Origin of the sequence: Salegentibacter sp. 24 (assembly GCF_004362395.1) — a bacterium.
In the GTDB taxonomy this organism is placed as follows: Bacteria; Bacteroidota; Bacteroidia; order Flavobacteriales; family Flavobacteriaceae; genus Salegentibacter.
The window spans coordinates 161,638-177,032 of the sequence record NZ_SNWE01000005.1; the positions used below are offsets into that span (position 1 = coordinate 161,638).

Genomic DNA, 15,395 nt, shown 5'->3' on the forward strand with positions numbered 1-15,395 from the left:
AAGCTTTAACAACCGGACGCAGTTTTAATTCCTAATTTTAGAACTACACCAATCAAGCACCTTATGTCCATTTTTAGAAAAGTAAAAAACACCATCAACCTGTTAAAGTCGGTTGATATGGATCAGTTAGCTAAAATAAATGAACAAATAGACCTTTCAGAAGCAATGAAAAGTTTAGGGCAGCTGGATGAGCGCCAACTAAAGGGTTTGATGAAAATGTTAAAAACCAAACGTAAAAAAGGTCAAAGCGATCTTCCTCCAATTACAGGGGATTTTTACAATTTAGACCTAAAACTTACCCAAGAACAACGCAAGCTTCAAATGGAAGTTCGCAATTTTATGGAAGATGAAGTTCGCCCTTTGGTAAATGACCATTGGAACCGCGCAAAATTTCCACACGAAATCATTGAAAAATTTAAAAAGCTAAATATTACAGGGGTGCCTTACCAAGGTTATGGCTGTCCTAATCTGCCTTTCTTAATGGAAGGCATCATTGCACAGGAAATCGCACGTGTAGATGTTTCTATTTCCACCTTCTTTGGTGTGCATAGCGGGCTTGCAATGGGATCTATTTATCTATGTGGAAGCGAGGAACAAAAACAGGAATGGCTACCCAAAATGCAAAAACTGGATGCAATTGGTGCTTTTGGTCTTACAGAGCCTAATGTTGGTTCCGGAGTGGCCGGGGGTTTGGAAACCACGTGCAGGTTTGATGGCGAGAACTGGATTTTAAACGGACAGAAAAAATGGATTGGAAACGCCACTTTCGCCGATGTAATTATTATCTGGGCACGCGATGAGGTCAGTAACCAGGTTAAAGGTTTTTTAGTTAGAAAAGGAAACCCCGGTTTTAAAGCCGAAAAAATGGAAGATAAAATGGCATTGCGAATTGTTCAAAACGCCATTATCACCTTAACCGATTGCAGAGTGCCCGAAAGTGATAGGTTACAAAAAGCAGATTCCTTTAAAGACACTGCAAAGGTTTTGAGAATGACCCGTGCCGGAGTAGCCTGGCAAGCGGTTGGTTGCGCTAGAGGCGCTTATGAGAGTGCACTGAAATATACCAGGAAAAGGGAGCAGTTTGGAAGACCCATTGCATCTTATCAATTAATTCAAAATCACCTGGTAGAAATGGTATCCAATCTCACTGCTATGCAAACACTTGTTTTCAGACTCTCTGAAATGCAGGATGCCGACTTACTTACCGACGAACACGCATCTTTGGCAAAGGTTTTTTGTAGTATGCGAACCAGGGACGTGGTTAGCCGTGCCCGGGAAGTTATGGGGGGTAACGGCATTCTTCTTGAATATGACGTCGCACGCTTTGTCGCAGATGCAGAAGCCATTTATAGTTACGAAGGAACAAAAGAAATTAATTCGCTCATTGTAGGCCGTGCCATTACCGGTTACAGTGCCTTTGTGAGCTAAATATTAACCATTCAAAAAAATAGATAAGAATGTCATTTTTAGTAGTTAGTCCGGGAAAAGACCCGAAAGCTTGGGTTGAAGCTTTAAAAAATCAACATCCGGGGTTAAATGTTTATGTATACCCCGAAGATCACGACAAAGAAGAGGTAGAATTTGCATTAAGTTGGAATCATCCCCGTGGAATTTTTCAGAATTACCCAAACCTTAAAGTTGTTGCCTCTATGGGCGCTGGGGTTGACCATATTACCAGTGATAAAGAGCTTCCGGAAAATATAAAAATCACTAAAGTTGTAGATGATCGTTTGGAAGAAGATATGGGCACCTTTGTTTTGAGCCTGGTTTTAGCACACCAGAGAAACCTTCTGGAATACCGTGAAAAACAAATAAATGAAAAATGGGAGCCGGTTTCCTATACCAGGAATGACCAGGTTAAGGTTGGAATTCTGGGAATTGGAAATCTTGGGCAAAGTGTATCAAAATGCTTATTGAAAAACGGGTTTCAGGTTCGTGGTTTTTCAAAAAATAAAAAAGACTTTGATCATGTGGAGAGTTTTGCCGGTGAGGATGAATTTGATGATTTTTTAGAGCAATCAGACATCCTTGTAAATATGCTTCCCTTAACTGCTGAAACCGAAAAAATTCTCAATAAGGAATTATTTGAAAAATTACCTAAAGATGCCTACGTGATTAACGTAGCTAGAGGGGAACATTTAGTAGAACAGGATTTGTTGGCAAAAATAGATGACGGACATCTTTCTGGCGCCGCATTGGACGTATTTTGGGAAGAGCCAATAAGGCCCGAGCATCCTTTCTGGAAACATCCTAAAATAAGAGTAACCCCACATGTGGCCAGTGTTACTCATCCGGAATCTGTAGTTCCACAAATCATAGAGAACTATGAAAGAATGAAAGAGGAAGAAGAGCTTAAAAACTTAGTAAAACGAGATAGGGGGTACTAATTTTCTTGCCTTGTAATTTAAATAGAGCGCAGTCTGAACTTAAAAAATCCCGACTGCGCTTTTGTAGTACTTTGAAAAAATATAAAACTCCAGCATATGAAAATTTTTAAAAATATTCTTGTAGCCGTAGACTTTAATGATGCAGTGGGGGAATTAATGGCTTATGCTGAAAGTATCGCTGAAAAGTTCGATGCTAAAATTTGGGTAGTTCACGTAGCCGCTCCCGATCCTGATTTTGTGGGATTCGAAACCGGGCCCCAGTATATACGCGATATGCGCGCCGATGAACTTAAAAGTGAACACAAAGAATTACAGCAAATTTGTGAAATGTTCGTCAGTAAAAATATTGAATCGGATGCACTTTTAATCCAGGGTTCTACTGTGGAAACCGTGCTGGAAGAAGCTAAAAAATTAAAAGCGGATATTTTAATTGTAGGAACCCACAAACACAGTTTCTTTTATAATCTTTTTGCCGAAAGTGTTTCTGTCGAATTATTTAAAAATGCAGAAATTCCGGTATTGTCTGTTCCTATAGGAGAAGAAACATAAACGGCTAACTTTCTGATTTACAATTGAAATTTTACTGAATAAAATTCTTTAATTTTATTGTCCCAAACCGGTCAAATGATTAGTAAAAAAGAATTCACCAAACTTCATTCAGAAATCGCTCCTTTTATTCACCGCACTCCGGTTATGCGATCTCGTTTATTAGACATCGAGGCCCAAACCCAAATTTATTTTAAATGTGAGAATTTTCAGAAAATGGGCGCTTTTAAAATGCGTGGGGCTACCTCAGCAATTTTAGCTCTGAGCGATGATCAACGGGCCAAAGGCGTGGTTACACATTCCTCCGGCAACTTTGCACAGGCAGTTTCTCTTGCTGCAAAGAGTCTTGGAATTCCTGCTTTTATAGTCATGCCTTCTTCTGCCCCACAAGTAAAAAAAGAGGCGGTAAAAACATATGGCGGCCAGATTACAGAATGTGAACCCAATATAAAAGCGCGTGAAACGGCTGCAAAAAAAATACAAAAGAAGACCGGTGCCACATTTTTACATCCTTCCAATGATCTTCAAGTCATCTACGGCCAGGGAACTGCAGCAAAAGAATTCCTCGAAGATTTCCCTGAACTTGATCTAATGATAACACCCGTGGGCGGCGGAGGTCTCTTAGCTGGAACATCTCTTGCAGTAGACTTTTATTCTAAAAACTGTAAAACCATTGGCGCCGAACCCTTTGAAGTTGATGATGCGTATCGTTCTCTAAAAAGTGGCAAAATTGAATTTAACGAAACGACAAATACCATTGCCGATGGGCTAAAAACGCATCTGGGTGATAAGAATTTCCCAATTATAAAAGATAAGGTTTCTGAAATCATTCGGGTAAAAGAGGATGAAATAATTCTAGCGATGCAACTGATTTGGGAACGCTTAAAAATCATAGTAGAACCCTCAAGTGCTGTGGCTTTTGCAGGAGTCTTACGAGCAAAGGAGAAATTCCGTGGAAAAAGGGTGGGGATAATAATTTCTGGAGGAAATGTGGATTTGCGTAATTTACCGTTTTAAATTCCCTGGTTTTGTTTTAAAACACTAAGTGATACCAAAAGCTGACCTACATGCCGCTGACTATGCTCTGCGGCGTGAAAAAGCAAACCAATTACAGTGGAAGGTAATTCCTTTCTTCCCACCGGTCTATATTCTGTAATGATATTTTCAGGAGTATTTTTGAGAAAATCCATTGCTTCATCTATTTTATTCTTAAAATTCTGGACAAGAAATTCTGCTGAAATTTTATTATTCGGTTTTCCTTCATTTTTTAAATACTGTAACTGGATTTCAGATAACTTTTCTTTTTTAGCATAGGTAAGCATTCTATCAATCACCCTGGTTAAATGTTGTAAATGAAATCCAACGGAAGCTCTTCCTGCAGGCTTTTCCCAGAGTAATTCATTGGGAAATACCCGCATATATAATCCCACCTCTTCTTTGGACTGCAATAAGGCGTGAGCGGCAGGTTGTAATAATTCCGAAATATCCGGCACTTTTCCTCTTAACCAGTTTTCAGGGATGTTTTTTCTCATTTTTAATAAATAATTTCAGAAAACATTCAAGACAAACTTAAAGCAAAAGCTACCAAATAGCTGAAAAATTATCATTTTTTTAAATCCGATTATTACTTTAGAGCTATTAAGCTTTTCATAGTATATTTAGCCTCGCTAAAAAATATATTATGTTTACTAAATACCTCCCGGCCATCTTTCTATTATTGCTAGCCACTAACCTATTTTCCCAGGAAAAAGAAGACGAAAAAAAATGGAATGTTAATGATCCTTATTCCGATGACTGGAAAATAAACAAGATCCCTCTGCAAACCGATGAAGGCACGTGGATGAACCTGGATGTTTCTCCCGATGGAAAGACTATCGTTTTTGACCTCTTAGGTGATATTTATAAAATGCCTATCAGGGGTGGAAAGGCTAAAATATTAAGAAGTGGAATGGCTTACGAGGTCCAGCCCCGTTTTAGCCCAGATGGTTCTAAAATCTCTTTCACCAGCGATGCCGGTGGTGGCGACAACATCTGGATTATGAACAGCGAGGGAGAAAATGTAAGACAACTTACTAAGGAGGATTTCCGTTTATTAAATAATGCTGTTTGGACACCTGATGGAAATGCTGTTGTGGCCAGAAAGCATTTCACCTCCGGGCGATCTTTAGGGGCAGGCGAAATGTGGCTCTACCATATTGGGGGTGATGGTGGTTTACAACTTACAGAGCGTAAGAACGATCAGCAGGATGTCAACGAACCCAGTATCTCCCCAGATGGGCGGTACCTTTATTATAGTGAAGATATGTATCCCGGCGGGATGTTTCAGTACAATAAAGATCCAAATAAGCAGATTTACGTTATAAAAAGATACGATTTTCAAACCGGTGAGAATACCATTATTACCGGAGGTCCCGGCGGCGCTGCAAGACCACAGGTTTCTCCTGATGGTAAGAAACTTGCATTCGTAAAGCGTGTTAGGACCAAATCGGTATTATACATTCATGATCTGGAAACCGGAGAAGAATGGCCTGTTTACGATAAATTAAGTAAGGATCAACAGGAAACCTGGGCGATTTTTGGTGTTTACCCAGGCTTTAGCTGGATGCCTACGGGGGAAGAAATCGTATTTTGGAGCGGAGGTAAAATCAATAAGGTTAATATTGAAAATTATGAGACCAGAATAATTCCATTTGAGGTAGAAAATACTATTGAAATCGCGGAAAGCCATCGTAGTGAACACCAGGTTTTTTCCAAAGAATTCAATCCAAAAGTTATTCGCCAGGCTGTGACCTCACCAGATGGAAAAACCCTCGTTTTTAACGCGGTTGGCTATTTATGGAAAAAATCCCTGCCCAATGGGAGACCAAAAAGGATTACTGATGATGATGATTTTGAGTTTGAACCGGATTTTTCGCCCGATGGAAAAGAGATTGTTTATGTAAGTTGGAATGATAAGCAAATGGGTGCTTTGATGAAGGTTGATTTAGACGGAGGGCAGCCACAGAAATTGACTTCGGAAAAAGGCATTTACAGGAACCCGTCCTTTTCAAATAATGGAGAACAAATTGTTTTTGTAAAAGAAGAAGGCAATAGCGACCAGGGACAAACTTTCAGTAAAGAACCTGGGATCTATACCATTAGCACTTCAGGAGAAAATAAAATTAAAATTCACGATTCGGGAGATTTCCCAATGTACAATAAGGACGATACACGGATTTTCTTTCAAACCGGTGGGTCGCTTATGGGTAACCTGGAAAAAAGCTTAAAGAGTATAGATTTAAGCGGAAATGATGAGCGTACACACATCAATTCTAAACACGCGAACCGATTGGTTCCTAGCCCGGATAACAAATGGGTGGTTTTTAGTCATTTGCACCAGGCCTATCTGGCGCCCCTTACACTTACTGGACGACCTTTAGATTTGGACGACAAGACCAAAAGCATCCCTGTCACTCAAATTACCAAAGATGCGGGAATGAACCTTCACTGGTCTAATAATAGTAAAAATGTGCATTGGACTTTAGGAGATGAGTATTTTACCAATAAAGTTTCAGAGCGTTTTACCTTTCTGAAAAACTCGCCAGATTCAATCCCTGCCATCACGGAAAAAGGAACAAAAATTGGACTTCAAGTGGAAACTGATGTTCCGGAGGGAAAAATTGTTTTTACCAATGCACATATCATTACCATGGATGGTGAGAAAATTATTGAAAATGGTAGCATTGTAGTTGATAAGAATAAAATTGTTTCTATTGGGGAAACTTCAGATGTAAAAATTCCTAATAGTGCTAAAGTCTATGACCTGCAAGGTAAAACCATAATGCCTGGAATAGTAGATGCACACGCTCACATAGGTGCATTTAGATATGGTTTGACACCCGAAAAACACTGGCCTTTATATGCCAATATGGGTTTTGGGGTGACCACCGTTCACGATCCTTCAGCTTTAAGTGAGAGTATTTTTAGTATGGCTGAACTGGTTAAGGCCGGTGAGATGGTTGGTCCGCGAATCTATTCCACTGGAATCATCCTGTATGGAGCAGAAGGCGATTTCAAAGCGGTGATAAATAATCTTGAAGACGCAAGGTCAGCTTTAAGAAGAACAAAAGCTTTTGGCGCGACATCAGTAAAAAGCTACAATCAGCCGCGCCGTGAGCAGCGTCAGCAAATCATGCAGGCTGCCAAGGATTTAAATATGAACGTTGTTCCTGAAGGCGGAAGCACATTCTTTCACAATATGAATATGATTGTCGACGGGCACACCGGAATTGAACACAATATTCCCGTGGCCCCAGTATATGAAGACGTAAAAACCCTATGGAGCAATAGTAATACCGGTTATACCCCCACACTTATTGTAAATTATGGAGGAATAAATGGGGAATATTATTTTTACGAAAAAGATAATGTTTGGGAACATAAGCGTTTGTTGAATTTTACCCCTAGACAAATTGTAGATTCAAGATCAAGACACCGAACCAAACTTCCCCAGGAAGAATATGAAAACGGTCCCATTTTAGTTTCTCAGACTGCAAAGGCCCTTTCCGATCTTGGCGTAAAAGTGAATCTGGGCGCCCACGGCCAACTGCAGGGACTTGGTGCGCATTGGGAACTATGGTTATTGCACATGGGTGGAATGACCAATATGGAAGCCTTACAAGCGGCAACAATTAACGGAGCACAATATATTGGAATGGGGAGTGAAATTGGCTCTTTGGAAGTAGGGAAACTAGCTGATTTGATCGTTCTGGAAAAAAACCCACTGAACGATATTCGTAATTCAGAGACGGTCATCTACACTATGGTTAACGGAAGGTTATTCGATGCCCAGACAATGAATGAAATCGGAAACCACCCAAAAGAGCGTGGCAAATTTTACTGGGAGAACAATAAGTATAACGCAGCTTTCCCATGGCACGAAAGCAACCAGAGTTTTACCGCACCAGGTTGTATTTGCCATAAGCTGACCAATTAAGTTAGGAAGTACTTTCAAAAATATCAGTTTAAAGACTAACCAAAAAATTTTAATATTTACAGGAATTAAAATTTATTTTTACCTTTTAGGTCCGTTTTAGTTAGTCTTTTTTTTATCTTGAATTATAACATTATGAGAAGAGTAAAACTCAGCAATCCATTTAAGTCAAGAATAATAGATGAAGAACTTATTCGCGAGCACCTGGCCCTGGAACGCACCAAACTGGCCAATGAGCGCACCTTACTTTCTTATATTAGGGCATCGCTCTATTTGTTAATTGGTGGAATCGCGTTAATTCAGGTTAAAGAATATCCTAACCTGGTTTGGGTGGGCTATGTAGCACTTTTTATCTGTGTCCTTTTTATTCTGGTGGGGATTTCAAGATATGTTGTCTTAGATAGGAAACTCAACAAACTTTTGGAACCGGACAAGGAGGATGAGGATGGTACCTCCTCAAAAAAGAAACTATAATTGTTACAAAGTTTCACCCATTATTTTCTCCATTTTATCGCCATTGGCGCTATTGCCTGGTTTTATGATAAAAAGAATTGGAAAAAGAACTGGCTGATTTTACTGGCCACTATGGCCGTGGATCTTGATCATATTTTCGCTGATCCTTTATTTGACCCTATGCGCTGTGGCATTGGCTACCATCCCTTACATTCCAAACTGGCCATACTCACCTATTTTTTAGGAGTGATCTTCACTAAGAACAAGATTCTTCGGCTGATTTTTATCGGTTTGTTATTTCATATGCTTACCGATTTTACAGATTGTCTCTGGATGTTCTCTAAATGCTCCGAATGCTACACTTCTTCCCAGGTCTTTAAATGGTTTCATTGAAGTTTTTTTTAATACCTAGTAATTTCTTTAAGCGATAGTAGCTGGAATTTACTTTTTAAAAAATCCAGGAACCTCGGTTTTTAGATTAAAATACCAGTTTCCGAGTCTTACTTACGAAATGATTAAGCGCTAATATTTCTGTTTTTTCATCATTGAGCATTCCCAGTTTTACAAGAAAATGCTAAGCTTTTATGATATCAGGAAAAATAATTCCAATCTAACCTTTATTATCACCTGAGGGATTGTAAGGAGCATCGGGCAAGAGCCATCACCTAAAAATAATTTCGCTATAGTCTTGCTTGAGTTCTAATAGCAATTTTTCTGCCTGAAGTGTTATTCTACGCTTTTAAATTCTTTAGGTGATAATAATCCGGGTTTAATATCACTAAAAGAAATCAGCATATTTTTCCCTTGTCGATAATGATTTAGGATGATCAGTTGATTCTCACTTCAATATCCTGAATTTTTGGCCCTGAAAAAGGGAGCATGTGCGGGATGATGGTTATAACACGCTGCATTTAGTATTCTTCGATATAGACTATTTGAATGCAAATGAATTAAATTTGTTCCAACACTGATTCAAAAAAACCTGGAAATTTTCTGGTACTGCCTATCAAAGTAGATTAAACCCACAAGCTTCTTAAGTAAACATAAGCGCTTCGAAAAGATAAGGTATGATCAGTACAGAAACTGGCAAAAACTAAAACTTCTTAATATTTAGCGGCAATTTTACTTAAATTTTCCAGCGATACTTTCAAGTTCTGCAGTTGAGGGTTATTTTTATTCAATTTAAATCTTTTGGCTAAAAACGCTGGATCATTATAGGAAATTTTGACCACGCCGGCCTCATCACGCCAAATCAGGAATTTAGTGGGGAACTCCAAAGCTATTTTCGTTTTTTCCTGCATGATGGAAGTTCCTGTTTTTGGATACCCAAAGATAATGAGGCGTGTTGGGCGCAGCCCCAGACCTACTTTCTGCGCGTTTCTAAAATGATCTATTTCTGCGAAAATATCCAGGTCGGGATCATTTTTAATTATGCTCAATAATCTATCATAGGTAGTATTGAAATCAAAATCACTTATTTCTGAAATAATACCTTCATGCATATCTAAATTAAATTTTCCAGTTTTTTCAATTTTCCCTCCCGTGGCTTTGGCGGCCATATTTTTAAGCTCCTTTTTAATTCCTGTAAGATTCTTTACTCTTTTAAAATCATACCTGGACCTTAAATAATTAATACTGTTGTAAGCAACTATAGTTTTATTCTCTTTGTCATATACCAAAATTTTAAAGGGAAGTTCCAAGCCGGCCAATTGATCTTTTTGCATTAACATAGTTCCAAGTCTTGCATTTTCAAACATTAAAACACTTGCTTGCGGAAGATTCAGCTTAGCTTTTTCCGCATATTTAGAATGGTCAATTTTAGCATTAATAGAGAAAACTTCATCTTGTTTTAATAATTTTTCTAAGCGGGAGATCGTTTTTTTAAAATCGTATTTGCTTTCACCCATCATCAAGTGATCGTTTTGCTTTTCCTGGGCATAGAGGTCAAGAATTCCGAAGAAAAAAATTAAGAAAATGAATTTTAACAGGGATTTCATAACTTTAATTATAGCTTTAAATTAATCAATTTTAGGTAGATAGGGAATCAAAAATTATAACTTTTCAAGTTTTATGAGTATTTTGATAAAGTGTAAAATTCAGGGTCCTTTTATTCTTGTATCTTTACACTCTCGCTTTTTTAGCGGCCCTAACAACCATCTAATTTCAATGAATTTATGCACGTAGCGATTGCAGGGAATATTGGCGCGGGTAAGACCACCCTCACTAAATTATTAGCAAAACATTACAACTGGGAAGCGCAGTATGAAGATGTATTGGAAAATCCCTATCTCGAAGATTTTTATAATAAAATGGAGCGATGGTCCTTTAATCTCCAAATTTACTTTTTAAATAGTCGATTTAGGCAAATTCTCCAAATCCGGGAAAGCGGAAAGAAAATTATCCAGGACAGGACCATTTATGAAGATGCTCATATTTTTGCGCCCAACCTACATGCGATGGGCCTGATGACCAACCGGGATTTTGAGAATTACAGTTCGCTTTTTGATCTTATGGAAAGTGTGGTACAAGGGCCTGACCTTCTTATTTACTTGCGAAGTAGCATTCCCAACCTGGTTTCGCAAATACATAAACGAGGCCGAGAATACGAGAATTCTATTTCTATAGATTATTTAAGCAGGTTAAACGAAAGATATGAAGCCTGGGTTCACAATTATAACAAGGGAAATCTGTTAATTATAGATGTGGATAATATTAACTTTGTAGATAATCCAGAAGATCTAGGAGATATTATCAACCGAATTGATGCTGAGATCCACGGATTATTTTAAAAATTTAGTGAAGATGGAATCAACAAAACTTAAACGGCCAAAACACAAGGGTTCACCAAAGTTATTTAACAACCCTATTCTGGAAAAATTAACCCATACCCATATTTCGATTCCGCTAATTATTTTTGGAGTAATCGCAGCGGCATTAATCTACTATGGGATTATAGAAAAGGGTTTTAAGGCGCCCTTGATGATAGGCCTTTTTATTACCGGACTTTTCTTTTTTACTTTCGTGGAATATATAATGCACCGCTATTTATATCATCTTCCGGCAACTAGCGAGCGAAAGAAAAAGATTTCTTATACGATGCACGGGGTACACCACGATTATCCGAAGGATAAATCGCGATTAGCCATGCCACCGGTTTTAAGTTTGATTATAGCTACTGTACTTTTTATTATTTACAGGGCTGTTTTAGGGGATTATGTGTTTGGATTTTTAGCCGGGTTTTTAATCGGTTATGCTGCTTATTTGGCGGTACATTATTCGGTGCATGCCTTTAAAGTTCCCGATAATTTTTTAAAAATCTTATGGCATCATCACAGCATTCACCATTATCGTGAGTCTGACAGGGCCTTTGGCGTTTCTTCTCCATTGTGGGATCATATTTTTAGGACAATGCCAAGAAAAGCGGCTTCTAGTCGTAAAACGGCCGTGGGGCAAAGTATTGATGATTAAAAATATTTTAAATAAACCCATGCTTTTTCGCATGTAAAACGGCTTCCCGGGATGTTTCTACCATTAATAAGGGTGTGGTTTCAAAATCGTCTATAATACTAAGAACTCGATTCATCTGCTTTTTGTGTTTTACACTTCTTAGATAAATTGCGAGAATCCTATCGGGGAACTGCGCAGCAATTTCGGTATAAATCGATGCATCGTGTTCCCCACTGTCACCAATAAGAATAAAATTCAAATTAGGATAAGTCTGAAGTATATTGGTGATCTCCTTTTGTTTATGGGGTTTTTCAGGTTTCAAGCTACCATCAAACGGGGTTCTGAAATTCCGCAATAAAATGGGACCTTTTGGAAAAGCGTTGTGGTCCAGAAATAGTTTAAGATATTCATATAGATTCCAGGGGCTGTTGCTTAAATAGAAAATAGGATTATTGAGTTTAGCATTTCTGCCTTTGTGTAATTTTTGGTAAAATTCTGCCGCACCTTTTAGGGGTATTCTATTATATGCATTGGTTAGCAATGAATTCTTAAGCAACCGAAGCTTTAAAAATGAAGTTACACCGGTATGCAAAATAGTATCGTCTATATCGCTAATGACACCATATTCTGCCTGATTATGCGGAATTAAAAAATCGCCTTTAAAAGGATCTTCCAGCAATTCCGTTTTCTTTCCCAGCGGTCCTTTATAGTACACATCGTAATTTAGCCAACCTTCTTCATCGGCGTATTCAGCCAGGTCTTCTTCAATAATATCATCAAATAAAAAGTAACCTTCGTCATCAGTCTTTGTGCTAGCCTGTACCTTTCCTGGAAGGCTTAAATCTATTTGCGCTTCTGGTATTTCAAAAGTATCAAATTGTTTATAGGTGGTTTTAATAGTTTTAAAAATATTAGCGTCCTGGGTGATTTTTAATGGTTCGTTATCTAGCACCCTGCCCATAATGTAAAGGTGGGAATGAGTACCATAACTTCTATAAGGAGTAATTAAAACCCGGTCTATAAGTTTATACCGGCCGGCTAGCTTTCGTAGTCTTTTCTTCATTAATTTTCCGCTTTGGCTCAAGGTAAAAATTCCCCATAAGCCTTACCCTGCTTTTAAATAAACTTTAGGAAGATTCAAGATGCTGCATAGCCTGTTCCATATCAATCCCTTTTTCCAGCACCGGGGAAAACAAATCTCCTTTTTTCTGAATTCGCTGCGGCATATCTTTAATGGTAAAATCCAGGATGTTAAGTCCGCTTTTTACTTCTTTCCATTCCAGGGGAGCAGAAACTGGAGCGCCAGGTTTGGGACGGGCGCAATAAGCTGAAGCCAAAGTTTGACCTCTTCTGTTTTGTAAATAATCCAGGTATATTTTATCTTTTCTTTTCTTCTTTGCCCGGTCCATACTGGTTATTGCAGGAACTTTTTCTGCAATATAATAGCACAATAATTTTGTGAAATCCCGAGCTTCCTCATAAGAATAATTAGCTCCTAAAGGAATATAAATATGCAACCCGCTGGAGCCGGAAGTTTTGCAATAAGATTTAATTTTTGCCGAGTCCATTACTTCTTTTGCTGCCAGGGCAACTTCGATAACTTCTTCAAAAGTATTTTTATCGGAAGGATCTAAATCTATTACTGTATAATCTGGAAAATCGAGCTTTTTAAGCCGAGAATTCCAGGGATTGATTTCTATACAACCTAAATTCGCCATATATAAAAGCGTGGCCTCATTCTGGCATACCAGATATTCGATATCTTTTTTTGAAGACTCTGAATAAATATCTGTGGTCTCTACCCAATCGGGTAAATTTCCCTCATTATCCTTTTGATAGAATCCCTGCTTATTAATGCCATTAGGATGCCTGTGCAAGTTCTGCGGACGATCTTTTAAATGAGGCAACATCATTTCTGAGACCTGGATGTAATAATCTATCAAATCGTATTTTCTAAAGCCAGAATCGGGCCAGTATACTTTTTCCAGGTTTGTTAAGGGTACATCTTTACCATCAATTTGAAGGCTCTCTCCCGATATCCTTTTAGCACTTGATTTTTTAGGCTTTTTTTCTTCTGAAACCTTTTTTGCAGTAAACTCATCAGCTGAAATTTCTTCCGGTTCTTTATCTTTCCGTAAAGCTTTAAAAACGGGATGTCGAAGTTTGCCAGTTTTCGTGATCTCTGAATATTTAACCTCAGCAATCAAATCAGGTCTTATCCAAACCGGTTCCCTGCCTTTTAAATTTATTTTTTCTGAAAAAGGAGAGGTTTTTCGTTCCCTTCTTTTAAACTTTCTCAGTAATTCCTTTTGTTCTTCATTAGAAAAACCGGTACCGCAGTTTCCTATATATTTTAGATCTTCGCCTTTGTAAGCACCCATAATCAAAGAACCAAAAACAGCTCCTTGAGAAGTGGTGTACCCACATATGATTACTTCCCGGCTGTTTTCACCTTTTAACTTAAGCCATTTATCGGTCCTGTAACCTGGAGTATAAGTAGCATCGGCTTTTTTAGCAATAATACCTTCCATCCCCATTTCTATTGCTTTGTTATAGAACGCGCTACCCATGCCTTCAATATGATCGCAATACTGCACCAACTCCAAGTCCTCTAAAACTTCGGGAATCAAGCTTTTTCGTTCTAAAAGTGGCAAATCCAACATCGCATGTCCATTAAGATAGAGCATATCAAACACATAATATCGAAGTGATCCTGGGGTATCTTCATTATAATTTTGTAAAGCCTGAAACTGAGGCATCCCATCTTTGTTTAAAACCACAATCTCTCCATCCAATACCACATCATTTTCAAGCCTCTTTAAATCGTTGACCAGGTTGGGAAACTTGGAATTAAATGAAATTCCATTACGGGAATAAATATCTACTTTACCATCCTCTATGTTGGCTAAAGCCCGATATCCATCCCATTTTAATTCGTAAATCCAATCAGGATCATTAAAAATTTTGTTTCCGGTGGTGGCCAGCATTGGTTTTATAAATTCCGATGGTTTTATTTTTCTGATTTTCCCACCTGCTTTTTCTTTTGTTGTAGTATCATCAGGTTTATTTGCAAAAACTTCGGCGTCATAATCTAAATCGGTTGCATAGTCATCTTTCTTCTTTATCAACAACCACTGGTTTTGCTTCTCTCCCCTATTGGTTTTTACCAGCGCGAATTCACCTTTAATTTTGCTTCCGGTTACTACGATTTTTATGTTTCCATCTTGCCATTGTTTCTCAAGTTTTTCTTTTGTACCTGAAGCAGCTTTAAATGTCCCTTTATCCCAAATTTGCATTTCCCCGGCCCCATAATTTCCCTTTGGAATTGTACCTTCAAAATGTAAATATTTAACCGGATGGTCTTCTGTTTCAATGGCGAGTCTCTTATCTGCAGGATTCATGGAGGGGCCCTTGGGAACAGCCCAACTCTTAAGAACACCATCCATTTCCAGGCGTAAATCATAATGCAAGCGGGTCGCCTGGTGCCGCTGAACTACAAAACGACCCCGGTTATCGGTAGAGAAATCGGCACCCGGTTCAGGAGTGTTTTTAAAGTTTCGTTTTTTCTTGTAATCCTCTAAACCCATTGC

Annotated in this window: 13 protein-coding genes; 9 read left to right on the forward strand and 4 right to left on the reverse strand. The window is 38.4% G+C overall.

All coding sequences use genetic code 11. From position 1 onward, the window contains the following. The first annotated feature begins 63 nt into the window (after positions 1-63). From DET49_RS05100 to DET49_RS05115, 4 genes are all read left to right on the forward strand, one after another. Positions 64-1,428, forward strand: a complete 1,365-nt coding sequence (locus tag DET49_RS05100) for an acyl-CoA dehydrogenase family protein (RefSeq protein ID WP_133547014.1) — start codon at positions 64-66, stop codon at positions 1,426-1,428. Positions 1,429-1,457: 29 nt separating this feature from the next. Then, positions 1,458-2,387: a 2-hydroxyacid dehydrogenase gene (locus tag DET49_RS05105; RefSeq protein WP_133547015.1), complete on the forward strand. Its 930-nt coding sequence runs from the start codon at positions 1,458-1,460 to the stop codon at positions 2,385-2,387. Positions 2,388-2,483: 96 nt separating this feature from the next. Continuing rightward, positions 2,484-2,936 carry a universal stress protein gene (locus DET49_RS05110; protein WP_133547016.1) on the forward strand — a complete coding sequence of 151 codons (453 nt, stop codon included), beginning with the start codon at positions 2,484-2,486 and terminating at the stop codon, positions 2,934-2,936. 75 nt (positions 2,937-3,011) lie between these two features. Next, the gene (locus DET49_RS05115) at positions 3,012-3,950 is read left to right on the forward strand and encodes a pyridoxal-phosphate dependent enzyme (protein ID WP_133547017.1); all 939 of its coding nucleotides are present in this window, start codon (positions 3,012-3,014) and stop codon (positions 3,948-3,950) included. Here DET49_RS05115 and DET49_RS05120 read toward each other — a convergent pair. Next, a complete protein-coding gene (locus tag DET49_RS05120; protein ID WP_133547018.1) occupies positions 3,947-4,465 on the reverse strand; it encodes a DinB family protein in 519 nt (172 codons plus the stop codon). The genes DET49_RS05115 and DET49_RS05120 overlap by 4 nt on opposite strands. Before the next feature lie 149 nt (positions 4,466-4,614). On the opposite strand from DET49_RS05120, the gene DET49_RS05125 reads away from it, so the two are divergent. From DET49_RS05125 to DET49_RS05135, 3 genes are all read left to right on the forward strand, one after another. Beyond that, positions 4,615-7,908 carry an amidohydrolase family protein gene (locus DET49_RS05125; protein WP_133547019.1) on the forward strand — a complete coding sequence of 1,098 codons (3,294 nt, stop codon included), beginning with the start codon at positions 4,615-4,617 and terminating at the stop codon, positions 7,906-7,908. Positions 7,909-8,040: 132 nt separating this feature from the next. Next, positions 8,041-8,379 (forward strand): DUF202 domain-containing protein, encoded by a 339-nt coding sequence (locus DET49_RS05130; protein WP_133547020.1) that lies wholly within the window; start codon positions 8,041-8,043, stop codon positions 8,377-8,379. Beyond that, positions 8,380-8,751 (forward strand): DUF6122 family protein, encoded by a 372-nt coding sequence (locus DET49_RS05135; protein ID WP_133547021.1) that lies wholly within the window; start codon positions 8,380-8,382, stop codon positions 8,749-8,751. 710 nt (positions 8,752-9,461) lie between these two features. On the opposite strand, the gene DET49_RS05140 is transcribed toward DET49_RS05135, so the two are convergent. Beyond that, entirely contained in the window at positions 9,462-10,355 is an 894-nt protein-coding gene (locus DET49_RS05140; RefSeq protein ID WP_133547022.1) for a DUF302 domain-containing protein, read from the reverse strand. Positions 10,356-10,532: 177 nt separating this feature from the next. Here DET49_RS05140 and DET49_RS05145 point away from each other — a divergent pair, with 177 nt between their 5' ends. Both DET49_RS05145 and DET49_RS05150 read left to right on the forward strand, forming a co-directional pair. Continuing rightward, the gene (locus tag DET49_RS05145) at positions 10,533-11,147 is read left to right on the forward strand and encodes a deoxynucleoside kinase (protein WP_133547023.1); all 615 of its coding nucleotides are present in this window, start codon (positions 10,533-10,535) and stop codon (positions 11,145-11,147) included. A gap of 13 nt (positions 11,148-11,160) precedes the next feature. Next, entirely contained in the window at positions 11,161-11,826 is a 666-nt protein-coding gene (locus DET49_RS05150) for a sterol desaturase family protein (protein WP_133547024.1), read from the forward strand. 7 nt (positions 11,827-11,833) lie between these two features. Here the strand turns inward: DET49_RS05150 and DET49_RS05155 are convergent, their stop codons facing one another. Together DET49_RS05155 and ligD are read right to left on the reverse strand one after the other, a co-directional pair. Next, positions 11,834-12,868, reverse strand: coding sequence for an App1 family protein (locus DET49_RS05155; protein ID WP_133547025.1), 1,035 nt, complete (start codon positions 12,866-12,868; stop codon positions 11,834-11,836). A 64-nt stretch (positions 12,869-12,932) separates the two neighbouring features. Beyond that, a complete protein-coding gene (gene ligD / locus DET49_RS05160; RefSeq protein WP_133547026.1) occupies positions 12,933-15,392 on the reverse strand; it encodes a DNA ligase D in 2,460 nt (819 codons plus the stop codon). Positions 15,393-15,395: the final 3 nt, after the last annotated feature.